The organism is Streptomyces sp. WAC 06738, assembly GCF_003945505.1.
Classification (GTDB): domain Bacteria; phylum Actinomycetota; class Actinomycetes; order Streptomycetales; family Streptomycetaceae; genus Streptomyces.
Genome location: NZ_CP029618.1, coordinates 4,064,965 through 4,088,818 on the forward strand (window position 1 = coordinate 4,064,965; position 23,854 = coordinate 4,088,818).

General features: G+C 73.3%; 18 protein-coding genes. 8 read left to right on the forward strand and 10 right to left on the reverse strand.

Annotation, left to right across the window (positions count from 1 at the left end; genetic code table 11):
* The first annotated feature begins 197 nt into the window (after positions 1-197).
* The 4 genes from DMB38_RS17560 to DMB38_RS17575 all read left to right on the forward strand — a co-directional run bounded on the left by DMB38_RS17560 (position 198) and on the right by DMB38_RS17575 (position 4,252).
* Positions 198-848 carry an NAD(P)H-dependent oxidoreductase gene (locus DMB38_RS17560; protein ID WP_125935979.1) on the forward strand — a complete coding sequence of 217 codons (651 nt, stop codon included), beginning with the start codon at positions 198-200 and terminating at the stop codon, positions 846-848.
* 48 nt (positions 849-896) lie between these two features.
* Positions 897-1,928, forward strand: coding sequence for an ATP-binding cassette domain-containing protein (locus tag DMB38_RS17565; protein WP_125939102.1), 1,032 nt, complete (start codon positions 897-899; stop codon positions 1,926-1,928).
* Complete coding sequence (locus DMB38_RS17570) at positions 1,925-2,785, forward strand: ABC transporter permease (RefSeq protein WP_125935980.1); 861 nt, start codon at positions 1,925-1,927, stop codon at positions 2,783-2,785. Before DMB38_RS17565 ends, DMB38_RS17570 begins: the two co-directional genes overlap by 4 nt.
* Before the next feature lie 210 nt (positions 2,786-2,995).
* On the forward strand, positions 2,996-4,252 hold the full coding sequence (locus DMB38_RS17575) for an MFS transporter (RefSeq protein ID WP_125935981.1): 1,257 nt from the start codon (positions 2,996-2,998) through the stop codon (positions 4,250-4,252).
* Here DMB38_RS17575 and DMB38_RS17580 read toward each other — a convergent pair.
* Positions 4,206-4,787 carry a hypothetical protein gene (locus tag DMB38_RS17580; protein WP_125935982.1) on the reverse strand — a complete coding sequence of 194 codons (582 nt, stop codon included), beginning with the start codon at positions 4,785-4,787 and terminating at the stop codon, positions 4,206-4,208. The genes DMB38_RS17575 and DMB38_RS17580 overlap by 47 nt on opposite strands.
* Positions 4,788-4,966: 179 nt before the next feature.
* Between DMB38_RS17580 and DMB38_RS17585 the strand changes: the two genes are divergently transcribed.
* Positions 4,967-5,527 carry a TetR/AcrR family transcriptional regulator gene (locus DMB38_RS17585; RefSeq protein WP_125935983.1) on the forward strand — a complete coding sequence of 187 codons (561 nt, stop codon included), beginning with the start codon at positions 4,967-4,969 and terminating at the stop codon, positions 5,525-5,527.
* Positions 5,528-5,566: 39 nt separating this feature from the next.
* On the opposite strand, the gene DMB38_RS17590 is transcribed toward DMB38_RS17585, so the two are convergent.
* From DMB38_RS17590 to DMB38_RS17600, 3 genes are all read right to left on the reverse strand, one after another.
* The gene (locus tag DMB38_RS17590; protein ID WP_125935984.1) at positions 5,567-6,370 is read right to left on the reverse strand and encodes a DUF2470 domain-containing protein; all 804 of its coding nucleotides are present in this window, start codon (positions 6,368-6,370) and stop codon (positions 5,567-5,569) included.
* Positions 6,371-6,381: 11 nt separating this feature from the next.
* The gene (locus tag DMB38_RS17595; RefSeq protein WP_125935985.1) at positions 6,382-7,395 is read right to left on the reverse strand and encodes an ABC transporter substrate-binding protein; all 1,014 of its coding nucleotides are present in this window, start codon (positions 7,393-7,395) and stop codon (positions 6,382-6,384) included.
* 179 nt (positions 7,396-7,574) lie between these two features.
* Positions 7,575-9,674 carry a PhoX family phosphatase gene (locus tag DMB38_RS17600; protein ID WP_125935986.1) on the reverse strand — a complete coding sequence of 700 codons (2,100 nt, stop codon included), beginning with the start codon at positions 9,672-9,674 and terminating at the stop codon, positions 7,575-7,577.
* A gap of 183 nt (positions 9,675-9,857) precedes the next feature.
* Between DMB38_RS17600 and metG the strand changes: the two genes are divergently transcribed.
* Positions 9,858-11,510: a methionine--tRNA ligase gene (metG, locus tag DMB38_RS17605; protein ID WP_125935987.1), complete on the forward strand. Its 1,653-nt coding sequence runs from the start codon at positions 9,858-9,860 to the stop codon at positions 11,508-11,510.
* Positions 11,511-11,555: 45 nt separating this feature from the next.
* Here metG and DMB38_RS17610 read toward each other — a convergent pair whose 3' ends face one another.
* The gene (locus DMB38_RS17610) at positions 11,556-12,338 is read right to left on the reverse strand and encodes a helix-turn-helix transcriptional regulator (RefSeq protein ID WP_125935988.1); all 783 of its coding nucleotides are present in this window, start codon (positions 12,336-12,338) and stop codon (positions 11,556-11,558) included.
* A 159-nt stretch (positions 12,339-12,497) separates the two neighbouring features.
* On the opposite strand from DMB38_RS17610, the gene DMB38_RS17615 reads away from it, so the two are divergent.
* Entirely contained in the window at positions 12,498-13,928 is a 1,431-nt protein-coding gene (locus tag DMB38_RS17615; RefSeq protein WP_125939103.1) for an MFS transporter, read from the forward strand.
* Positions 13,929-14,341: 413 nt separating this feature from the next.
* Here DMB38_RS17615 and DMB38_RS17625 read toward each other — a convergent pair whose 3' ends face one another.
* The 4 genes from DMB38_RS17625 to DMB38_RS17640 form a co-directional block, all read right to left on the reverse strand.
* Complete coding sequence (locus DMB38_RS17625; protein ID WP_125935989.1) at positions 14,342-14,761, reverse strand: type II toxin-antitoxin system VapC family toxin; 420 nt, start codon at positions 14,759-14,761, stop codon at positions 14,342-14,344.
* On the reverse strand, positions 14,746-15,027 hold the full coding sequence (locus tag DMB38_RS17630; RefSeq protein ID WP_125935990.1) for a type II toxin-antitoxin system prevent-host-death family antitoxin: 282 nt from the start codon (positions 15,025-15,027) through the stop codon (positions 14,746-14,748). The genes DMB38_RS17625 and DMB38_RS17630 overlap by 16 nt, the downstream gene beginning before the upstream one ends.
* 194 nt (positions 15,028-15,221) lie before the next feature.
* Positions 15,222-15,611 carry a hypothetical protein gene (locus DMB38_RS17635; RefSeq protein WP_125935991.1) on the reverse strand — a complete coding sequence of 130 codons (390 nt, stop codon included), beginning with the start codon at positions 15,609-15,611 and terminating at the stop codon, positions 15,222-15,224.
* Positions 15,612-16,029: 418 nt separating this feature from the next.
* Entirely contained in the window at positions 16,030-19,551 is a 3,522-nt protein-coding gene (locus DMB38_RS17640) for an AAA family ATPase (protein ID WP_125935992.1), read from the reverse strand.
* Positions 19,552-19,960: 409 nt separating this feature from the next.
* Here DMB38_RS17640 and rho point away from each other — a divergent pair, with 409 nt between their 5' ends.
* Positions 19,961-21,145, forward strand: coding sequence for a transcription termination factor Rho (rho, locus tag DMB38_RS17645; RefSeq protein WP_125939104.1), 1,185 nt, complete (start codon positions 19,961-19,963; stop codon positions 21,143-21,145).
* A gap of 87 nt (positions 21,146-21,232) precedes the next feature.
* Here rho and DMB38_RS17650 read toward each other — a convergent pair whose 3' ends face one another.
* Positions 21,233-23,839, reverse strand: a complete 2,607-nt coding sequence (locus tag DMB38_RS17650; protein WP_125935993.1) for an AAA family ATPase — start codon at positions 23,837-23,839, stop codon at positions 21,233-21,235.
* Between the last annotated feature and the right edge of the window lie 15 nt (positions 23,840-23,854).

The following is a 23,854-nucleotide window of genomic DNA, read 5'->3' on the forward strand; positions in this document are numbered from 1 at the left end:
TATGCGGCCGTGAGGAAAGCGCGGACCACAAGGCGAACGCGCAGGCGGGAGGGGTGTACGCGGCCCGCACCGGCCCGGCGCGCGGGGGTGCGCGAGGCCCGCTAGATCGGATCTAGCGGGCGCCTGCCGGTTTCTGGCGCCTGAAGGGTGAAGGCCCGGGCGCACCGCCCGGGGCGGCCGAGACCGGGAGGTGCCCGATGCGGAACGGCGAGTCCGGCGTACGCGAGACGCCCGGCGCCGCGGCGGCGTCCGGCCCCCCGGGCGCGGCCGGCACGGGCGACCTGCTGCGGATCGCGTGCATACTCGGCGGCCAGGAGGAGCCCGACTGCCGCCCGCCCGCCGTCGCCCACTGGCTCGACGAGCTGGCAGGCGCCCGCGGCGACATGACCCTGCGCGTGCTGGACCTCGCCGACTACGACCTCCCGCTGCGCTACCCCGCGCACCCGACTGAGCAGATGGCCTCGTTCACCGCGGAGCTGGCGTCGGCCGAGGGCTTCGTCGTGGTCACCCCCGAGTGCAACCGCAGCTTCCCCGCGCAGCTCAAGCACGCCATCGACACCGGCTACGACGAGTGGCACGCGAAGCCCGTCGGCTTCGTCTCGTACGGCTTCGGCTGCGACGGCGTGCGCGCGGTGGAGCACCTGAGGTCGGTCTTCACCGAGCTGCACACGGTCACGGTGCGGGACTCGGTCGGAATCGACCTGCGCTTCACCGATGAGAAATTCCCGGCCGGGGGGTCCCTCTACTCGGACGGGCTGGTACGCGCCGCGGGCGCCCTGCTGGACCAGCTCACCTGGTGGGGTCTCGCGCTGAGAGAGGCCCGCGCGACGCGGCCGTACGTGGCGTAGCACAAGCCGCACACATACCTGATGTTGGAGAATCTGGAGAAGAAGCACATGACTAACGACCCGTCCGGCCTGGCGATCGAGACGTCGGGGCTGGTGAAGGTGTTCGGCGAGACCCGCGCGGTGGACGGCGTCGACCTCGCCGTCCCCCGCGGCACCGTTTACGGCGTCCTCGGCCCCAACGGCGCCGGGAAGACCACCACCGTGAAGATGCTCGCCACCCTGCTGCGCCCCGACGGCGGCGAGGCCCGGATCTTCGGCAAGGACGTCGTCCGCGACGCGAACGCCGTACGCTCCCGGGTGAGCCTCACCGGCCAGTACGCCTCCGTGGACGAGGACCTGACCGGCACCGAGAACCTGGTGCTGCTCGGCCGCCTCCTCGGGCACAGGCCCGCGGCCGCGCGCGTGCGCGCCGCGCAGTTGCTGGAGGCGTTCGGCCTCAGCGAGGCCGCGGCCAAGCAGGTGAAGAACTACTCGGGCGGCATGCGGCGGCGCATCGACATCGCCGCGTCCATCCTCAACACCCCCGACCTGCTCTTCCTCGACGAGCCGACCACCGGCCTCGACCCGCGCAGCCGCAACCAGGTCTGGGACATCGTCCGCGCGGTCGTCGCCCAGGGCACCACCGTCCTGCTCACCACCCAGTACCTGGACGAGGCGGACCAGCTCGCCTCCCGGATCGCCGTCATCGACCACGGCAAGGTCATCGCCGAGGGCACCAAGGGCGAGCTGAAGGCGTCCGTCGGCGCCGGCTCGGTCCACCTCCGGCTGCGCGACGCCGCGCAGCGCGCGGAGGCGGTCGCCCTGCTGGAGACGGCGCTCTCCGGCGCGCAGGTCCAGCTCGAAGCCGACCCGGTCGCGCTCACCGCCCGCGTCGGCAACGGCGATGGGGGTACCGCCCATGCCGAAGGCTATGGGGGAGGGCACGCGGCCGCCGCCCAGGCCGCCGCCGCGCTGGCGGAGCTCGCCCGCGCGGACATCACCGTCGACAACTTCTCGCTGGGCCAGCCCAGCCTGGACGAGGTCTTCCTCGCCCTCACCGACCGCCCGGCCGGTGCCGAGACCCAGGAGGCAGCAGCATGAGCACCGCGACCGAGACCCAGACCCAGGGCCGTACGGAGGACCTGGCGCCGGTCACCACCGAGAGCCTGGCGGAGCTGCTGGTCTCCAAGGAGCGGCCACCGCAGCCCAGTGCGTGGTCCGCCTCCGTGACGTTCGGCTGGCGCGCCGTGCTGAAGATCAAGCACGTGCCGGAGCAGCTCTTCGACGTCACCGCCTTCCCGATCATGATGGTGCTGATGTACACGTACCTCTTCGGAGGTGCGCTGGCCGGCTCCACCTCGGACTACCTGCAGTACCTGCTGCCGGGCATCCTGGTGATGAGCATCGTCATGATCACGATGTACACCGGCGTCTCCGTCAACACCGACATCGAGAAGGGCGTCTTCGACCGCTTCCGCTCGCTGCCGATCTGGCGCCCCGCGGTGATGGTCGGCTACCTGCTGGGCGACATGCTGCGCTACCTCATAGCGTCGGTGGTGATGGTCGGTGTCGGCCTCATCATGGGCTTCCGCCCGGACGGCGGCGTGGTCGGCGTGCTCGCGGGGGTGGCGCTGCTGATCGTCTTCTCGTTCGCGTTCTCGTGGATCTGGACGATGTTCGGTCTGCTGCTCCGTACCGAGAAGTCGGTCATGGGCGTCAGCATGATGGTCCTCTTCCCGACGACCTTCCTCAGCGACATCTTCGTCGAGCCGGAGACGATGCCGGGCTGGCTCCAGGCGTTCGTCAACAACAACCCGGTGACGCACCTCGCCGCCGCGGTCCGCGACCTGATGCACGGCGACTGGCCGGGCGCGGACATCGCGTGGACGCTCGGCTGGGCGGGCGCGATCGTGGCGATCTTCGGCCCGATCACGATGCGCCTCTACGCCAGGAAGTAGCGCGACGCCGCGCGACCGGGCCCGTCCCCTTCCGACTGGAAAGGGGCGGGCCCCGGTCATGTCCGCCTTCCCCTCTGCTAAGTTCGGCCGCATGTTCCTCCCCCGTGCATAGGAGCCGGCGCCGCCGCGCCCGTCCGGCGTGGCCGTATGCCGCCCATGCACGCCTTCGAGCGCTGTGGTTCCGCGCTCCCTTCACCGAGGAACCTCACCATGTCCGCGCCGTCCTACGCGGCTCTGCTGCGCATCCCCCATGCCTCCCGCACCTTCGGCGCCGCCCTGCTGGGGCGGCTGTCGTACGGGATGGTCTCGCTGTCGCTGCTGCTCTCCGTCAAAGCCGCCACCGGGTCGTACACCGCGGCCGGGGCCGCCCTGGCGTGCTTCGGGGCGACCAGCGTGACCCTGTCGCCGGTACGCGCCGGCGTGATCGACCGGCACGGCCCGCGGCGGGCCCTGCCGCCGATGGCCGCCGCGTACGCGCTGCTGCTGGCGGCGCTGGCCGTCGTCACCGCGGACGGCGGCACGGGCGCCGCGGGGCTGACCGCGCTGGCGGCGGTGGCCGGGGCGCTGACGCCGCCGCTGGGTCCCGTGATGCGGGTGCTGTGGAGCGACATGGTGCCGCCGGGGCTGCTCCCGCGCGCGTACAGCCTGGACTCGGTCGCCGAGGAACTGCTGCTCGTCACGGGACCGTTGCTGGTCGGCGCGATCGTGACCGCGGCGCCGGCGCCGGTGGGCCTGGCGGCGAGCGCGGCCCTCATCCTCTGCGGCACGCTGGCGCTGGTCGCCTCACCGGTGGCGGGGGCGAGGAAGGGATCCCGGGCGACGGCGCGCAGGACACCCGGCCGCGCCCCGGGAGTCCTGCGCGGGAACCTGCCGATGAAGCAGGCGGTCATCGGGGTGGCCGGGGTGGGGGTGTGCCTGGGTGCCCTGCAACTCCTCGTCGTCGCCTTCGCCGACGAGCACGACGCCGCGGGCCTGGTGCCGTGGATCCTCGCCGCGATGTCCGCGGGCAGCGCGGTCGGCGGGCTCGTCTACGGGGCCGTCGCCTGGCGCGCACCCGGCACGCGGCGGCTGCCGGTGCCGGCCGCCGCGCTGGGCCTGCTGCTCGCCGCGACCGGCCTGGCGCCGCACCCGTACGTGCTCCTCGGCTGCGCCGCGCTGGCCGGGGTCTTCGTGGCGCCCGGCATCACGACGGCGTACCTGATCGCGGAGGAGTCGGCCGGCCCCGGGTCCCGTACGAAGGCGGGCGCGTGGGTGAACACCGCGCTCAACGCCGGCTCCTCCACGGCCACCGCCGCCACCGGCCTGCTGATCGACAACGCCCCCCTCCCCCTCTGCTTCGCCCTGGCCGGGCTCCCGGCCGTCCTCGCCGCCGGCACCGTCGTGCTCGCCGGCGCCCGCTCCCCGGCCCGTGTCCGTCATGTCACGTCGCCGGAGTTGCACGGCGGTGGAGGCGCGCCGCCGAGATGAGGAAGAAGACGCCGCCCAGCGTCGCGTAGCCGGCGAGGGAAGTGAGGGAGTCCGCCCCGTCGGCCGTGAGGAGGAACCGGGAACCCGCGAGGGCGGAGATACCGCCGCTGAGGATCATCGCCCACTGGGCACCGAGGCGGTAGCGCGAGATCGCGACGGCCAGTTGGACGACGCCCGCGGTGATCGCCCAGGCGCCCCACACCCGCAGGACGTCCGGGATGTCCGAGGCGACGGCGACCGCCAGTCCGGCGGCGGTGAGCAGACTGAGCGCCGCGTTGCCGCGGAGCAGCGCTCGCGGTCGTGCGGCACCCGGGGTGCGGAGGTCGATCACGGCAGCCGCGGCGTCGAAGACCGGATAGAGCACCAGCAGGGCGACGCTCGCCGGGTTGAGGTCCGAAGCGCTGAGGGCCACCAGGGCCGCCCAGACCACGGCGAACCCGAAGCGGACGTAGTACAGGTTCCGCAGCCGGACGGCCGCGGAGGCGGCGTCCGCCGTGCTGCCGGTGCGGCGGCCGGTCTCGGTGAAGCTCGACATCTGATCTCTCCTGAGGGTGTGAAGCGGTGACCGATCCCGACCGAGCGTGGGAGATAGAACGGTCGGTACACCAGAGAGTGAAGTACCCGCCGCCCGCGTGTCAAGACCGACCGTTCTATCTGCTAGCCTCGAAGGAGCGCCTCAGGAGGCGGAACCCGCGGGCCTCGGGAGGGAAGCGGATGTCGGAAGCACGGACCCGGCTGCTCGACGCGGCCAGCGGGCTCTTCTACGCCGAGGGTCTGCACGCCGTCGGGGTCGACCGCGTCATCGCGGAGGCCCAGGTCACCCGCGCCACGCTCTACCGGCACTTCCGGAGCAAGGACGATCTCCTCGTCGCCTACCTGACGCGGGTGGACGAGGCGATCCGGGCGCGCGTGGATGCCGCACGCGACCAGGGCGCCTCGCCCGACGAGGCCATCCGGACCATCGGCCGGGGGATCGCCGAGGACATCCGGCGGGACGGCTTCCGGGGCTGCGCGTTCCTCAACGCCGCCGCCGAGTACCCCGATCCGGATCATCCGGTCCACCAGGCGGTCCTCAGGCACCGGCGGTGGTTCCTGGAGACCGTCACCGAACTCTTCACCGCCACCGGAAAGCCCGACGCGGAAGCCGCGGGACGGCACTTCGTCATGATGCGGGACGGCGCCATGGCCGCCGGCTGCCTGGCCGATCCGGCAGCCGTCGGCGAGACGTTCCTCCGCGGGGTCGAAGGGCTCCTCACCTACCGCAGCTCTCTGTAGGCCGCGGTTCTCCGCCTCCGGCCCTGCGAACGGCCGCCGCTACCCGCCGCGGTGCGGGCGGCGGCGGGGGCAGTGGTGGGCGGCGGAGAGGAGGGTCTGGATGGCCGGGCCCGCTTCCGCCGGGTCGGTCAGAGGGTTCGGGAACGGCAGGCGGACGTCGCGGTGGGTGCGGGGGTGTTCGAGGCGGAGGACCAGGCCGTACCGGTCCAGCGCCAGCGGGTGGACGCGGACCACGCCGTGGAGCACCGCCGGGTCGAGGAGCCGGGTCAGGGCGTCGACCGCGTCGCGGTGGGAGTCCGCCAAGTGCAGCAGCATCGCCGGCTCCTGCACCGCCAGCGGGTCGGGGCCGGCCGCCGTCAGCTCCTCCGGGTCGACGACCGCCACGTCACCGGCGCCCGCCCCCGCGCCCGCCGCCACCAGCGCCTCCGCCGGGTCGAACCCCAGCACGAGCCGGTCCGCGTCCGCCTGTTCGCCCCCCGCCTGTGCGCCCTCGGACCGCCCGGTCTCCGGCGCCAGCCAGCCGGTCAGCGTCACGCGGGCCCGTACCCGGTCCCGTACCCCCACCGGCGCGATGTCCGTCAGATGCAGCCGCACCGGCAGGTCGCCCGCCGGGGCGCAGAGCACCCGCGCCGCGAGCGCGCTCTCCGCCGGCGGGCGCAGCCGCAGCAGCCGGCCGCCGGGGCCCGGGGCCGTCGTGTGCAGGCCCACCAGGTCGCAGCGGAAGCCGTCGGTCTCCAGCGTCAGCGAGCCCGCGGTCGCCAGGATCGTGCGCACCCGCTCCGCGGGCGTCGGCGCGGCGGTGCCGCTGCCTGTCTCTGCGCGTACGTCGTCGAAGAAAGCCATGCCCCGCTCCCTCAGCCGAGCTTGCCGGCGTTCTCGATGGCGTCGGCCAGCCGCTCCAGCACGGGCGCGAACCCGCGGTAGCTGTAGCGCTCCTCCATCGACCAGGGCGTCGTCTGCCCGGCCTCGACGGCCGGGAGCCGGCTCCAGGTGGGCTTCTCGGCGAGCGCCGCGGGGGTCATGGCCTGGGCGCGGTTGTCGACCATGATCAGGTCGGCGTGGTACTTGTCGGTGTTCTCCCAGCTCAGGAACTCCCAGAAGCCGAACTCGTCGGACTTCTTCCCCTCCACGACGTCCACCCCGAGATCCCGGAAGTAGTGCAGGTCGGTGTACGAGCCGGGGACGGCGACGTACATGTTGTCCTGGTCGCCGGTCATCGCCAGCACCTTGATGCCGCGCTTCGCCTCCGCGGCCGAACGCAGCCGCTTCTCGGCGTCCTTGAAGCGCTTCTTGTCCGCCTCGGCCCGCGCGCCGGTCGTGTCGCCACCGAGTGCCTCGGCGAGTTCCTCGTACCGCCGCAGCGGCTCCAGCAGGCTCGTGTGCGCGCCCTTGATGCCGATCGCGGGGGCGAGCGCGAAGATCTTCTTCCGGCTCTCCTCGGGCACGAACCACAGGTCGGGCGGCGGGAACATGTTGCTGATCAGCAGCTCGGGGCCGAGCGAGGCGTACTTCTCGACGTTGAACTCACCCCACGCCTCGCCGAGGCTCTCCAGCTCCGCCAGGTCCAGGTCGCCCGCCTGCGGGTTGGGCCTGCCGTCGATCGGCTCGCTGGGGCCGAAGATCGCGGTGCAGGTCACGCCGTAGTCGTGGAGCGCGGCGGCGGAGCTGACGAACGCGACGATCGTCTCCGGGCGGCGGTCGGCCTTCGCCTTCTCGCCGCGATCGTCGGTGAACGACCAGCCGCCGCCGGAGCCGCCGCTCGCCGTGTCGCCGCCGCAGGCGGCGAGGAGGGCGCCGAGGCCGAGGGCGCCGGCTGAGGTGAGCAGGGTACGGCGGGAGAGCGCGGTGGTCGGTGCGGTGGTGGCCAAGGCTGGGTTCCCCCTCGGGCGATCGACTTAGGTGAGGCTAACCTAATATGCTCGACCGGGGAACCCGGGCCGACGGCCCCGCGGCACGCCGACACGTGCGCGCGGGGCCGCCGGACCCGTCGAACCGGAGGTTCCGCCACGGGACCGGAGGGGGTATCGGGGTCGCTGCGGGAGAAGCGTCAGGCCCCGATGCGCCCGCCCCCGGTGCGCCAGACGTTGACGACCGCCGGGCGGTTGGGCTTGCCGGGGCCGTCGGGCCACGCCGAGCCCGGGTTCTCGTACGACGCGCCGTCGACCTCGCCCGGGTGCTGCACCGCGACGAGCACGCGGTCCTCCTGCACCACGGGACCGCAGGTCTCCGCGCCGGTCGGCATGCTGAGGAACTGCTTCACCTGGCCCTCGTAGCGGCCCGTGGTCGCCACGCCGAACAGCCCGTCGTGGTTGCCGAGCGCGTTGCCGTCGGTGGAGATCCACAGGTTGCCGTACGGGTCGAACGCCACGTTGTCCGGGCAGGAGATCGGGCTGACCTTGTCCTTCGGGAAGCCCGCGAAGTACGTCGACGGGTCCGCCGGGTCGCCGCAGACCAGGAAGAGCCGCCAGCCGAAGCCGGTGGCCGCCGGGTCGTCGCGCTTCTCCGTCAGCTCCAGGATGTGCCCGTGCTTGTTGGCGTTGCGCGGGTTGGCCTCGTCGGCCTTGGCATTGGTGCCAGTGCCGCGGTTGGTGTTGTTCGTGAGCGCGACGTACACCTTCCCGCTGTTCGGGCTCGGCTCCACGTCCTCCGGGCGGTCCATCTTCGTCGCGCCGGCCTTGTCGGCGGCGAGGCGGGTGAAGACGTAGACCTCCTCGGCGGTCATGCCGGGGACGAAGCTGCGGTTCCCGCTGGCCAGCTTGATCCACTCGCCGGAGCCGTCGAACTCGCCGTCCGCGGGCAGCTTGCCGCTGCCGTCGATCTCGCCGGCCGGGCTGTCGCCGGTGAGCTTGGCGACGTACAGCGTGCCCTCGTCGAGGAGCGTCATGTTGTGGGCGCGCGCCCAGCGGCTGGTGCCGCGCACCATGCGTTTGTCGGAGACGAACTTGTAGAGGTAGTCGAAGCGCTCGTCGTCACCGGAGTACGCGACCGCGCGGCCGTCGCGCGTCAGCCGGATGCTGGCGCCCTCGTGCTTGAAGCGGCCGAGGGCGGTGTGCTTGACGGGGGTCGAGTCCGGGTCGTACGGGTCGATCTCCACGACCCAGCCGAAGCGGTGCGACTCCTGCGGCTCCTTGACGACGTCGAAGCGGTCGTCGAACTGCTCCCACCTGCGCTGCGAGGCGCCGCCGGAGAGCCCGTAGCGAGTGAGGCGCTGCTTGGCGACCGGGTCGGTGACGGAGCCGGCGTTGGCGAAGTACTGGTTGAAGTTCTCCTCGCCGGAGAGCACCGTGCCCCACGGCGTGGTGCCGCCCGCACAGTTGTTGAGGGTGCCGAGCACACGCCGTCCGGTCGCGTCCGCCGAGGTCTTGAGCAGGTCGCTGCCGGCGGCCGGGCCGCGCAGCTCGAACTCGGTGGTGGCGGTGATCCGGCGGTTCAGCGGGTGCCGCGGTACGGCGCGGAGGGTGCCGCCGCCCGTGCCCCGGCCGCCGTCCTCCTGGACGGCCACGACGGACATCCCGTGCGCGGCCCAGCCGATCTCGGCCTGCTCGCGGGTGACGTTCTCCGGGTCGTACCCGGGGAACATGAGCTGCTCGTCGGTGTACTCGTGGTTGGCCACCAGCAGTTGCCGGTCGCGCTCGCCGGTGAGCGGCAGCAGGGCGAGGAAGTCGTTGTTGTAGCCGAACTGGCCGGCCTGGGCGGCGGCCGACTGGCGGGCCGGGTCGAAGGCGGGGGCGCCGCGCAGGACGGGGTCGCCCCAGGCGATGACGACGTTCTGCTCGTAGCCGTCGGCGACGGTGACGACGTCGTCGGTGTTGGGCGCGACCGCGTCGAAGCGCAGGCCGCGGGCGGCGTCGCCGCCGGCCCCGCCGCTGCCGGGACCGCGGCCGAAGGTGCCGGCCGGCGAGGCCGGCGCGGCCGTCGCCGGGGCGGCCCCGGCGATCCCCGCTCCTGCCGCCACCACGGTCACCGCGGCACCGGCACGCAGCGCCCCGCGGCGGGAGACGGCGCGGGCGACGATGTCGCCGGCGTACTCGTTGTCGCTGGTGTTCGGAACCTCGTGGAAGCAAGCGTCGCCACAGCGGTAGCGACAGGTCATGGCCGAGCGCCCGCCCGGGTGCGGCGAGCCGATGAGCGGCAGAAGTCTGCGCACGATCCCCTCCGGATTCTGTGAGTTCGCGCCGGACGCTAGGCGCGTAGTCCCGCCGGGGAGCGAAGGGGACCTGAACTCCGGGTGAACCCGCGCCGGTGGGCGCATGCGCGGCGTACGATGAACGGTTCGTCACCGTACGTAATCGGATGAGTGCGACGGTCCGCGGCCGTTAGGATTTCGGGTATGGCGGCCACTGGATCTGAGAAGCTTGACGCTGCGGAGCGTCGTACTCCCCACAAGGGTGGGGGTGAGCCGGCGTTCTACGTCTCGACGCCCATCTACTACGTGAACGACGCTCCGCACCTGGGCCACGCCTATACGACCGTCGCAGGCGACGTGCTCACCCGCTGGCACCGCCAGCGCGGTGAGAAGGTGTGGTACCTCACCGGCACGGACGAGCACGGTCAGAAGATCATGCGCACCGCGGAGGCGCACGGCGTCACCCCGCAGGAGTGGTGCGACAAGCTCGTGGAGGAGGCGTGGAAGCCCCTCTGGGAGCACCTGGAGATCGCGAACGACGACTTCATCCGCACCACGGAGAAGCGGCACACGGACCGGGTGCAGGAGTTCGTCCAGGACCTGTACGACAAGGGCGAGATCTACCAGGGCGGCTACGAGGGCCCGTACTGCGTCGGCTGCGAGGAGTACAAGACCCCCGGCGAGCTCCTCGACGGCGAGGGCGAGTACGCGGGCCTGAAGCTCTGCCCCATCCACAAGACGCCGGTGGAGATGCTGAAGGAGGAGAACTACTTCTTCAAGCTCTCCGAGTACGGCCCGAAGCTGCTGGAGTTCTACGAGGCCAACCCCGGCTTCGTCCAGCCCGAGTCGGCCCGTAACGAGGTCGTGAACTTCGTCCGGCAGGGCCTCAACGACCTGTCGATCTCCCGGTCCACCTTCGACTGGGGCGTGCGGGTCCCGTGGGACGACAAGCACGTGATCTACGTGTGGATCGACGCCCTGCTCAACTACGCGACCGCCGTGGGCTACGGCGCGGACGAGGCGAAGTTCGCGGGCACCTGGCCGGCGGACGTCCACCTCGTCGGCAAGGACATCCTCCGCTTCCACGCGGTGATCTGGCCGGCGATGCTCATGGCCAACGGGCTGCCGCTGCCGGGCAAGGTCTTCGCCAACGGCTGGCTGATGGTCGGCGGCGAGAAGATGTCGAAGTCCAACCTGACCGGCATCAAGCCGCAGGACCTCACGGACCACTTCGGCGTCGACGCGTACCGCTGGTACTTCCTGCGGGCCATCCAGTACGGCCAGGACGGCTCGTTCTCCTGGGAGGACTTCACCCACCGCTACACCAGCGAACTGGCCAACGACTACGGCAACCTGGCCTCGCGCGTGGGCGCCATGACCGTCAAGTACTTCGACGGCGACCTCCCGGCGGCGACCGCGGCCGGGCCCGCGGAGCAGGTGATCGTCGACGGCCTGGCGCACGCGGTGGCGGAGGCGGACCGGCGGATCGGCGACGAGCTGGACTTCGCGGGCGGCATCGCGGCGGTCTTCGACTTCATCAAGAAGGTCAACCTGTACCTGACGGAGCAGGAGCCCTGGAAGGTCGCGAAGGACCCTTCGGACGAGGCCAAGGCCCGCCTGGGGACGATCCTCTACACCGCCGCGGAGGCCCTGCGCGCGGTGGCGGTCCTCCTCCACCCGGTGATGCCGCGCACGTCCCAGCAGCTCTGGTCCTCCCTGGGCGCGGAACCCGCCCTGGGCCCGCTGGCCGACCAGCGCCTCGCCGAGGCCGCCGACTGGGGCCGCCTCCCGGCGGGCGCCCGCGTGACGAAGGGCGCGATCCTCTTCCCGCGGCTGGAGGAGCCGAAGCAGTCCTGAGCGGTACGGGCCCGCCGCCCCACCGGGCGGCGGGCCCGGCCGTGATCACTCGCCGGTGGCGGGCGGCGCCTCGCCGTGGAGGTAGCTGCCCGGGGACGTGCCGACCGTTCGCCGGAACGCCGCGAGGAACGCGCTCGCCGTCGCGTACCCCACGGTGTGCGCGACCCGGGAGACGGGCAGGCCCTCGGCGAGGAGGGGCAGGGCGGCGCGCATCCGCAGGTGGGTGCGCCAGCGGTCGAAGGTCATGCCGGTGTCGTGGACGAACAACCGGGTCAGGGTGCGGCGGCTCACGCCGGCGCTCCGCGCGTGAGCCTCCAGCCCCCGGGGGTCCGCGGGGTCGGCGAGCAGCGCGTCGGCCACCGCGCGCACGCGGTCGTCAGTGGGGCTCGGTACGTCGATGGGGGTGGCCGGCAGCGGGCGCAGGAGACCCAGGACGACCGCCTCGGCCCGTAGCCGCGCGTCGTCGGGCAGGCTCTCGTCGCTCAGGTGGACGAAGAGGTGGGCCAGCAGGCCGTCGACGCCGACCGGCGTGGGCTCGGCCCAGTCCAGGTCGCATCGGTCCGGTGCGAAGTAGAGGCTGCACAGCACCGCGTCGCGGGTCGCCCCGGTCCTGTGGACGACCCCCGCGGGCAGCCACAGCGCCCGGCTGCGCGGCAGGACCCAGTACGAGTCGCCGACGGCGACGCCGAGCACACCGCGCCGCGCCCAGGCCAACTGGTGCTGCGGGTGGCTGTGCGGGACGAACCACTGCCCGGACGCCAGCGGGAAGGTCCCGACGACGATGGCGCCCACCCCGGCCGGGACGGCCCCGAAGACGGCATCGGTCATGCCTCCCAGCGTATGTCCCCAATGCGACACGACGTGGCCCGGTAGCGGATCGCGGCCAGGGCGCCGCGTGCCTAGCGTCGTCGTATGCCGACCGATCCTCCGCGCCCCGGGCGCGACCGCAGCGTGACCGGCCCCGCCCCGCAGCACGGGACGCCCGCCATGACGGCGGCGTCGGCAGCGGCCGGGCAGGGGGCCGGGGCCGGCGGGCGGCGCGGGCCGGCCCTGGTGGTCCTCTGCTTCGTGCAGTTCATGCTCGTCGTGGACGACAACGTGGTGAGCGTCGCGCTCCCCACCCTCCGCGACGACCTCGGCTTCAGCACCCCGGGGCTGGCCTGGGTCGTCAACGCCTACTTCCTCGCCTTCGGCGGACTGCTGCTGCTCTTCGGCCGCATGGCCGACCTTCTGGGCCGCCGGCGCGTCTTCCTCACCGGCGTGAGCGTGTTCGGTGCGGCGAGTCTGCTCTGCGGGCTCGCGCAGGAGCCCTGGCAACTGGTGGCCGGGCGGTTCGCGCAGGGCGCGGGGGCGGCCATGGCCAGCCCCGCCGCGCTGGCGCTGATCGCGCTCCTGTACCCGGGGACCAGGGAGCGCGCCCGGGCGTTCGGCATCTGGGGCGGGATCGCGGGCCTGGGCGGCACGGCGGGCCTGGTGATCTCCGGAGCGCTGACCGGCCTCGCGTCCTGGCGCTGGATCTTCCTCGTCAACCTGCCGGTGGCGCTGGCGGCCGTCGTGCTGCTCCCGCGCCTGGTGCCCGAGAGCCGCGCCGCACGCGCGGCACGCCTCGACGTCCCCGGCGCGGTCCTGGGCACCGGCGCCCTCGTGTCCCTGGTCTACGGGCTGCTGCGGACCGCCGAGTCGGGCTGGGGCGACCCGGGCACCACCGGGCCCCTGGTCCTCGCCGTCCTCCTGGCCGCCGCCTTCCTCGCGGTCGAAGCACGCACCGCCGAGCCGCTGGTGCCGCTGTCGTTCCTTGCCTTCCGCTTCCGCGCCGTGGCCAACGGGACGACCCTGCTCTTCTCCGCGGCCATGTACGCGATGGCCTTCCTGCTGATGGTGCACCTGCAGACCGTGCTGGGCTACCGCCCGCTCACGGCGGGCCTGGCCTACCTGCCGTACGGCGGCGGCATCCTGATCGGCATGTGGCTCTCCTCCCGAGCCGTGACGAGGCTCGGCACACGACCGGCCCTCGTGCTGTCGTTCCTGATCACCGCGGCCGGGCTGCTGCTGCTTGCGGGCGTGGCACCGAGCGACGGCTACGCCTCCGGGGTGCTGCCGGGCATGCTCGTCACGAGCCTCGGATGCGGCCTGAGCCTGCCCGCTCTCACCGTCGCGGCCCTCACCGGCACCACCGGCGAGAACGCCGGCCTCGGCTCGGCGGTCCTGACCTCGGTCCAGCAGGTCGGAGGCGCCGTGGGGGTGGCGGTCTTCGTCGGCCTGGCCACCCGGCGCCGCGACGACCTGACCCCGGACCACACCCCCCTGCACGCGGCAACGGAGGGCTTCTCCACCGCACTCACCACGGCCGCCGCCCTCCTCACGCTGGGCGCCGCCCTCATAGCCGCGCTGCTCCGCGCCCCGGCGGTCAAGGCATGACGGAAGGGACGTACGCGGTCAGAGGCGCCAGGGGGACCGGGAACAAGCCCCGCTTTCGTGCCGTGCTCGCCCGTGCCGAGGACGGTGAGCCGGCCGGTTACCGGTAGCCGAGGACATGCGGCGCGAAGACGGCCACCGCACGTTCGGCCTCATGGAACTCGCCTACGCACACCCTGGCGTGAACAGGGCATTGCCCGTCGCCTCCACGAGACACTGCTCGACGGCATCGGGACCGAACGCGTCCTGCTCGACGTCCACCGGACAGCAAGGCGGTAGCGGCCATGTACCGAGCGTGGGGTACCGGAAGGTCGGTGAGGCGCGGACCTGGGCCGACGCTGATCTCCACGACGTGATGCTGCTCGACCTGCGCTGAGCGCGACCTCCAGCCCCCAGGGAGCCCGAGTGCCGTCGGCTCAGACGACGATGACGTCCACGGCCTCCTCCAGGCCCTGGAAGTCGTCTCCGTTGCGGGTGTAGAGCGGGAGGCCGTGCGCGGCGGCCGTGGCGGCGATCATCAGGTCCATGCGCCGCGGGCGGGGATTTCGGTTCGCCTTGATCGTCAAGGCAACCAGCGTGCCGAACCGGCGAGCTGCTTCGCGGTCGAAGGGAATCGAGGAGAACACGGATTCGGCATCGGCGAGCCGCTGCGACCTGGCCAGTATCGCCACCGGGTCCCGCGTCATGGCCACGCCTTGCGCGAGTTCAGCGAGCACGACCGACGGCACGGCGGCTTCGACGGGCAGCTTCTCGGCGTCGATATCAGGGAGATCGATGAGTACACACGTGTCGAGGAGCCCTCGCGGGCGCCGACGGCCGGTCACGTCGATCGCCACGGATCGTCTGCGCCCTCGTCGACGCGGTCTTCGTCGCCGTAGAACTCGTCGGTCTCGGCGCGCATCTGCCGGTGGTCCACCCGCGGTGCGCGCTCCCATGTCCGCTGGAGTTCCTCGACGGGGACAAACCGTCGACGGGGGCTTATGGGGCGAACCTCGGCGATCTCGGTGCCGTTCCGGGTGATGTGGTACGTCTCACCCGCCTCGACGTCGTCGAGCACCGCCTTGGAGCGGGCCGCCAGCTCACGCTGGGTGATGGTCTTCATGACAAGAAGCGTATTGCAGCGTAATGCGCCGCGCAACGCGCTGCCGCTGTTCCCGAGGTCCACGGCATCACGGCCGCCAGGGGGACGGGCTGGCGGTGTTCGGCGGGTAACTCCAGGCTGCCTCGTCCGCCGGGCGGTCCTCACCCCGGATGATCACGGCGGGCTGCGTACGACGCGTGCCGCGCCGCATCCGCTCAGCCGTCGGCCTCGGGCCGATGGTGACCGCTCGCGCGAGCTTGAAGGCCGTGCTCGACCTCCAGTCCCAGGACCATTCTGTCCAACTCATCTACCTTGCGACGCATTTCACCCACGGTCGCCTGGAGCTCCCGCCGTTGGCTTCGCCGGGCGCGTCGGTCGTCCGGCGGCGGCTGCTCCGCCGCCTGCACCACCCGCTGGTAGTGCTCCTCTACGTCCTCGAAGAAGCGCTGAAGGCGCTGCGCTCTTTCCCGCAGCCCTGTGTCCCCGGCGCCGATCCACCCGGCCAGCGGCCGCATCCGGTCGGCCAGGAACCGGCAATGGCTGTGCGCGTGCGTGGCTTGACGTTGGAGAGATTGAAGATATCGCCCACCGCGATCCGAAAGCACGCGTGCATCTTCCCTCAGCGACCTGCCCGACGTCATCCCGTGCCGCAGGAGCACCCCTGGCGGCCTCCACCTGGGAGATCGTCGGCGGCGGGCTCGCGGTGACCCCGGAGAAAACCCGGTGCCACGAGGCTGCGACGGCGCCGAGAGTGATCGTATGACTGTATCGCGTCGGCCGACCGCAGACCTCGGCTCGCCGTCCTCACCGGGGCTGGGATATCCGCCCCGTCAGGGCTGCCCGTCTACCGGGGCGGCAACGGCATGTGGGACCGCAACCCGGACATGGAGTGCCGGGCTCCGGCCATGCCCGAGCCCGGTACCCGCAGACCTTCTGGGACCTCAAGTTCGTGCCACAACTGCACCAGTGCGTGGGCCTTGTCCACCACCCGACACTCTTCCGGCTCGCCGGTCCGGCGCCGCTTCAGAGGCGCCAGGGGGGTGTGGGGGGTTGGGGGTGGTAGGTGCAGGTGGTGCCTGTGGAGATTGTCTGTTTGAGGTGGGTGGCCAGGGGCGGGTGGTCCTTGGCGATCTTGCGGAGGGCGTCGCGGATGCGGGCGCCCACCGCCTTGCGGGCGCGTTCCGCCTCGTCGCCGAGGCGGCGGGTGCGGCCGGCGAGGCCGGCCGCGGCGCGGAGTTCGTCGAGGAGGGCCGCGCGTTCGCGGTCGTACGCGGCGGCGCGGGTGTCGTCGCCGGTGGCGGTGGCCTGGTCGATCTCCTCGTCGAGGAGTTCCAGGCGGCGCCGGTAGCGGGACTTGGCTTCGGCGTCGAGCACCGGGTCGCCGCCCAGGCGGTGGGCGGCGGCCAGTTCCTCGCCGCCCTCCGGGTTGAGGAGGCGGACGGCGGGGAGGTCCGTGCCGGGGGCGGAGAGGAGGGTGTGCAGGTCGCGCAGGCCCTTGGCGTCGGGGAGGTGTACGGTCCGGCCCGCGTACGTCAGGGTCCACACCCGGCCGTCGTAGCGGAACTCCGCGGCCGGCGGGGCCGGCTCCGCCGGCGGAGCCGCCGGTTCCGCGGGCGGGGTCCTGGGCCGTTCCGCCTCCAGCCGCATGCCGAGGCGGGCCGCTTCCGCCGCCGTCTCCCGCGCCAGTCGCTCCGCCGCCGGGTCGCCCTGCTCCCGCAGCACCCCCGCCAGGCCGTGGCGGGCCAGCACCGACCACGGGCGGGCCTGCATCAGGTCCGCCGAGCGGCGGGCCGCGCGGAAGCCGGCCGCGGCCGGAGCCCAGCGGCCCTCCGCCGCGTCGACCAGCGCCAGCCAGTAGTCGACGGGGCCGCTCACGTCCCAGCCGTAGACCGCCACCAGCCACTGCCCGCGGTACGGCGACAGCGCGCCCCGCACCGACGCGGCCAGCTCCGGGTCCCGGGTCGCGGCCGCCGTCTCCGCCTGGAGCCGCAGCCACAGCGGGAAGAAGCCGCGGTTCTGCTGCTCGTCGGTCGGCGGGCCCTCGGCGACCAGCCGCAGCGCGGGCTCCGGATCGCCGCGGCGCAGCTCCGCCAGCGCCTGGAGCCCGGCGGGGAAGCCGTGCCCGGCGACGGTGAGTCTCCCCGCCGCCTCGGCCGCCTCCGCGTACCGGCCCTGGAGCATCCGGATCGCCCACCAGTGGTGGTCGAGCATCTCGATCCAGTGCTCGTGCTCCGTGTCCCGGCCCATCTCCACGACCTGCGCGATGTGCCGCTCGGCGGCGTCGAAGTCGCCGCGCAGCGCCTCCACCAGGCTCTGGTCGATCACCACGGTGTGGCGGATGCTGGGCACGTCGCTGCGCTCGGCGGCCTCGACGTAGCCGCGGTACGTGGGCGCGAAGCGCGGGTCGCCCAGCTCCAGCAGCGCCACCCAGCGCATCGCCACGGCCATGTGCCGCCCCGCGGAGTTGCCCGCCCGCTCGGCGAGCGTGATCAGCTCCTCCGTCAGCGCCACCCGCTCGGCGGCCGTGCCCAGGCCCCAGATCGCGTTGTGCCTGGTCCACAGGCCGAAGCCCAGCTCCTCGTCGTCCTGGCCGCGGCGGGCGCTCACCGACAGGGTGATGCTCAGCTCCGCGGCCATCTGGCCGGCCGTCAGCTCGTCCTCGTCCGGCCCCGCGGACGCCGGGTGGGAGCTGCGGGCCAGCGCGCGGTGTGCCTCGCGCAGCAGCAGGCGGTTGGCCTCGGCCTGGTCCTGGGGGATCGTCGCGCAGTAGCCCTCGGCGCTGAAGACACCGAGGGCGACCCGGGCCAGCATCTCGGGGTCGTCCTGCTCCCGCGCCGTGCGCACCGCGCCCTCGAAGAGCGGCCAGGCGTCGGCCGTCTTGCCCGCGTGCAGCAGCGCGCCGCCCAGGTCGAGGGCCGTGAGCACCCGGCAGCGCGGCGACGCGGCGGCGGAGCGCTCGTACGCCCGCCGCAGGTGCGCGACGACCTCCTCGAACGCCAGCCGGCTGCCGGCGTCCTGTCCGGCGTCCCGCAGGAGCCCCACGGCCTGCTCGGCGGGCAGCTCGTCGCCGGCCTCCCAGGCGTGCCGGGCGCGGTCGGCGGGGAAGACCTTCTCGCTCAGCGCGGGCGAGGCGTCAAGGGCGCGTACGACCGCGGCGTGCCGGCGACGGGCCTCGGCGGGGTCCAGGTCCTCGTAGAGCGTCTCGCGCACCAAGTCGTGCGCGAAGGCGAAGAGGCCCGCGCCCCGGCCCACGACGAGCCGGGCGGCGACCGCGGTCTCCAGCAGCCGGTCGACGTACCCGGGCGGCCTGCCGACCGCCGCGGCCAGCACCTGGCGGTGGAACTCGCGGCCGAGCACCGCGGCGGCGACCAGCAGCTCGGCGACCGGCGCCGGCAGCAGGTGCAGCCGGCGCTGGAGCGCGTCCCGCACCCCGGGCGCGACGGCCTCCGCGGAGGCGCCGCCGGCCCAGAGGCGGGCGGTCTGCTCGATGAAGAAGGGGTTGCCGCCCGTGCGCCGGTGCACTTCGGCGGCCAGCGCCTCGCCCGGATCCCGGCCTGCGGTACGGGCCATGAGCCGGGCCGTACCCGCGCGGTCCAGGCCGGTGAGCGTGAGGGTGGTGGCCTTGGCGACCAGCGGCGCGATCTGCTCGCGCAGCGGGTGGCCGGGGGTGTCGACCTCGGCGTCCCGGTACGTGCCGATGAGCAGCAGCCGCTCGAACCAGGTGTGCTGCGCGGCGAACTCCAGCAGGCGGAGGGAGGCGGGGTCCGCCCAGTGCAGGTCGTCGAGGACGACGATGACGGGGCGGTGGTGCGAGACGGCGACCAGGGCGGTGGTCACGGCGTCGGCGAGGTGGAAGCTGTCGGCGTACGTCCCGGCGGCGGCCGGGTCGGTGCCGGGTCCTGCCGGGGGGCCGGTGACGACGGCGGGGTCGGTGCCGTGCGCCACGTCGTGGTGGTGCGCCCCGGAGCGGTCGTGCGCCGCGTCGTGGTCGTGTGCTCTGGAGCGGTCGTGCGCCGCGTCGTGGTCGTGTGCTCTGGAGCGGTCGTGCGCCGCGTCGTGGTCGTGTGCTCTGGAGCAGTCGTGCGCCACGTCGTGGTCGTGCGCCCCGGAGCGGTCGTGCGCCCCGTCCCGGTCCCGGTCGTGTTCGTGGTGCGGGCCGCGGCCGTCCCGTACGCGCTCGGCCGGCGCCCCGTGCTCCTGCCGTCCGCCCGTGGCCGGCTCCTCGCCGAGCAGCACGTCGAGCCCGCTGCCCGCCGCCTCGCGGGCCGCCGCCCACTCCTCCGCCGGCACACCGCGCCGCAGCGCCCGCACGACCTGGACCCACGGCCAGTACCCCGGGGCGCTGTCGGAGGCCCAGCACGAGCCGCCGAGCACCAGCGTCCCCCGCCGTCGCGCCTCCGCCACCGCGGCGGTGACCAGCGACGTCTTGCCGATGCCCGGCTCGCCCGTGACCAGCACGAGGCCCCCGTGGCTGTCCGCCGCCCGGTCGGCCTCGGCGCGCAGCACGCCCGCGGGGTGGTCTCGTCCGATGAGTGCAGCAGTCATGTCCCTAGCACTGTGACATGCCCCTCTGACACCGGCGCAGCCCTTTGCGCCGGGATGCGGTGCCAAAGCCCTGTTCAGCGGGCCCGTAGCGGCGAAAGGGAATGGCCGGGGGACCGGGGATGTTACTCTGACATCAGCACTGAGTCGCGCCCGCAGTCGGCGCCCGTGCTTCTTCACCACCGCGCTCCGGTTCTCCGTCGAGTCGCTGACTGACGCCGAGCGAGGTTGTTTCACCTCTCTACGCGGCCGCGCGTGCCCAAGCCGCGCCTCTGCCGCACATCCCACACCCTTTGGAACCGCGACACCGTCCGCGAAAGGACCGTGCATGACTACTACGACACCCACCACAGCAGAAACCCAGGCGGCAGGCGTCGTCCGGGCCACGTCCGAACTCGCCGCGGTCGCCGGGGTGTTCGAGCCCGTGGGCAACCACGGCTTCCTCCGCGTCGGCAACCTCCAGCCGGGCGACGACGACGTGCAGGTGCCCGCGAACCTCATCCGCCGCTTCGGCCTCCGCAAGGGCGACCTCGTGGAAGGCGGCGTCCTGCCGGCCGGCGGCCAGGCACCGAAGTCCGGCTCGGGCCCGGGGCCGGGATCGGCCTCCGGGTCCGGCAAGCGCCGCGAGCGCGACCGCGGGGCCGCCGCCGACCGGCGGGCGAAGGTCCCCGCCCTCGCCCGCGTCGACCGCGTCGCCGGTCTCGACCCCGAGGCCGCCGCCCGCCGCCCCCGCTTCGCCGACCTCGTCCCCCTCCACCCCACCGAGCGGCTTCGCCTGGAGACTTCCGCGGGCCGGCTCACCAACCGCGTCGTCGACCTCCTCGCCCCCGTCGGCAAGGGCCAGCGCGGGCTGATCGTCGCCCCGCCCAAGACCGGCAAGACGATCCTGCTCCAGCACCTCGCCGACGCTATCGCCGTCAACCACCCCGAGTGCCACCTGATGGTCGTGCTCCTCGACGAACGCCCCGAGGAGGTCACCGACATGCAGCGCTCCGTACGCGCCGAGGTGATCTCCTCCACGTTCGACCGCCCCGCCCGCGAGCACGTCGCCGTCGCCGAGATGGCCATCGAGCGCGCCAAGCGGATGGTCGAGGGCGGGCAGGACGTCGTCATCCTGCTGGACTCGCTCACCCGGCTCTGCCGCGCCGCCAACAACAGCGCGGGCGCCGGCGGCCGCACCCTCACCGGCGGCGTGGACGCCTCCGCGCTGCTGATCCCCAAGAAGCTCTTCGGCGCCGCCCGCAACATCGAGGACGGCGGCTCCCTGACGATCCTCGCCTCGGCGCTGGTCGAGACCGGCTCCCGCGGGGACGACTACTACTTCGAGGAGCTGAAGAGCACCGGCAACATGGAGCTGCGCCTCAGCCGCACCCTCGCCGAGCGGCGCATCTTCCCCGCCGTCGACGTCCACGCCTCCGGCACCCGGCGCGAGGAACTCCTCGCCGCCCCCGGCGAGGTCGCCCTGCTGCACCGGCTCCGCCGGGTGCTCGGCGACCGCGACGCCGTGCAGAGCATGGAGCTGCTGCTGGAGCGGATGAAGGCGAGCGGAGGCAACGCGGAGTTCCTGCTGCACCTGGCGCGTACGACACCGGCGTGACGCGGGCGGGGCGCGCGGGCGTACGGAGCCGGGTGGGCGCCCGGCACGTACGGCACGAACGCCCCGCCCCGCGCCGCCGGAACCCGCCTACGCCGCGTCCCGCAGCCCCGTCGGCCCGCCCTCCTCGCGCTCCACGCCGGCCCCTTCCGCCGTCTCCGCCTTCGAGCTCCGCGGCCGGGCCAGCGTGCACACCAGCTCGCCGCTCTCCCCGTCCACGTCCGCCAGCACCGTGTCCCCGGGCCGTACCGAGCCGTCGAGCAGCAGGTTCGCGATCCGGTTGTCCAGCTCCCGCTGGAGCGTGCGGCGCAGCGGCCGGGCGCCGAACTCCGGCTGGTGCCCGAGCGCGACGAGGCGCTTCTTCGCCGCCTCCGTCACCTCCAGGTCGACCTCCTGCGCGCGCAGCCGCCGCCGGCTGCGGTCCAGCAGCAGGTCCACCACCGAGGCGAGGTCGTCGGCCGTCAGCCCGTGGAAGATGATGACCTCGTCGATGCGGTTGAGGAACTCGGGCAGGAAGCGCCCGCGCAGGTCCTCCATCAGCTCGTCGCGGATCTCGTCGACACGGCCCTTGTGGGCGAGGATCCGCTGGGCGCCGATGTTCGAGGTCATGATGACGACGGTGTTGCGGAAGTCGACCGTCCGACCCTGCGCGTCCGTCAGCCGCCCGTCCTCCAGCACCTGGAGCAGCGCCGAGAAGACGTCCGGGTGCGCCTTCTCGATCTCGTCGAAGAGCAGCACGCTGTACGGGCGCCTGCGCACCTTCTCCGTCAACTGCCCGGCCTCGTCGTAGCCGACGTAGCCGGGCGGGGCGCCCAGCAGCCGCGAGACCGTGTGCCGCTCCTGGAACTCGCTCATATCGAAGCGGATCATCCGGTTCTCGTCGCCGAAGAGCAGGTCCGCCAGCACCTTCGCCAGCTCCGTCTTGCCCACGCCGGTCGGGCCGAGGAAGAGGAACGAACCCGTCGGCCGGTCCGGGTCGCTCATGCCGGCCCGCCCGCGGCGTACCGCCTCGGCGACCGCCACCACCGCCTCGTCCTGCCCGACGACCCGGTCGTGCAGGGCGTCCTCCAGCTTCAGCAGCTTGTCCTTCTCGCTCTCCGTCAACTGCGCGACGGGGATGCCGGTCGAGCGCGACAGCACCCCGGCGATGTCGTCCGCGGTCACCTCCATCACACCCTCGCGCCGCTCCTCGACGCCCGCCAGCTCCGCCTCCGTCTCGGCGATCCGCTCCTTGAGCTGCGACGCCTTCTCGTACTTCTCCGCCGCGACCGCCTCGTCCTTCTCCCGGCGCAGCTTCGCCAGCCGGTCCTCGCGGTCGGCCACCTCGGTGCTGCGGCCCATCGAGCGCAGCCGGACGCGCGCGCCCGCCTGGTCGACGAGGTCGATGGCCTTGTCGGGCAGGAAGCGGTCGGAGACGTAGCGGTCGGACAGCTCGGCCGCGGCGGCCAGCGCCTCGTCGGTGAAGCGGACCTGGTGGTGTGCCTCGTACGAGTCCCGCAGCCCTTCGAGGATCTGCACGGTCTCCGCGACGGTCGGCTCCGGCACCAGCACCGGCTGGAAGCGGCGCTCCAGCGCGGCGTCCTTCTCGACGTGCTTGCGGTACTCGTCGATCGTCGTCGCGCCGACGACGTGCAGCTCGCCGCGGGCGAGCGCGGGCTTGAGCATGTTGCCCGCGTCCATGGCGCCCTCGCCGCCGGATCCCGCGCCGACGACGGTGTGCAGCTCGTCGATGAAGAGGATCGTGCTGCTCTCGGTCTTCTTCACCTCCTCGATGACCTTCTTCAGCCGCTCCTCGAACTCGCCGCGGTACTTCGAGCCCGCGACGAGACCGGCCAGGTCCAGGCCGACGACGCGCTTGCCGGCGAGCGTCTGCGGCACGTCGCCCGACTCGATGCGCTGCGCCAGGCCCTCGACGATGGCGGTCTTGCCGACGCCGGGCTCGCCGATGAGGACCGGGTTGTTCTTGGTGCGGCGGGAGAGGATCTCGACGGTCTGCTCGATCTCCTCGGCGCGGCCCACGACGGGGTCGAGCCGGCCGGCGCGCGCCTCGGCGGTGATGTCGCGGCCGTACTCGTCGAGCGTCGGTGTCTCGCTCCGCGGCTGCGCACCGCCCGGGGCGGCGGGGCGGCCCGCGGCCGTGGCGGGGCCCGCGACGCGGTGGGCGGTGGCGGCTTCCGCACCGGTACGGAGCCGGTCGGTGTCCGTGCCGTACGCGCCGAGCAGCCGGGCGGCGCCGGCGTCCGGGTCGTCGAGGAGGGCGCCGAGGATGTGCTCGGGGCCGATGTACGACGTGCCGTTGGCCTGCGAGCGGGCCACCGCGCCGCGGAGCACCCGCTTCGCGGCGGGGGTCAGCTCCGGCTCCGCCGACGCGGCGCTCCCCTCCCCCGGCAGCGCCTCGGCGACGGCCCTGGCCAGCTCGTCGGGGTCGGCCCCGGCGTGGGCGAGGACGGAGCGCGCGGGGTCCACCTGGGTGCAGGCCCAGAGCAGGTGCTCGGTGTCGAGGTCGACGCTGCCGTCCTCCTCGGCGCGGCGCTGGGCGCGGCCGATCAGCTCGCGCGCGGAGTCGGTGAGGAGCCGCCCGATGGGCACGCGCTGGACGGCGGGCGGCGAGGTGGCGGGGGACATGCCGAAGAAGCGGTTGAGCAGATCGGAGAACGGGTCGGAGGAGCCGTAGGAGCCGAGGGGCGAGAGGGACATAGGGGAGTCTCCGCG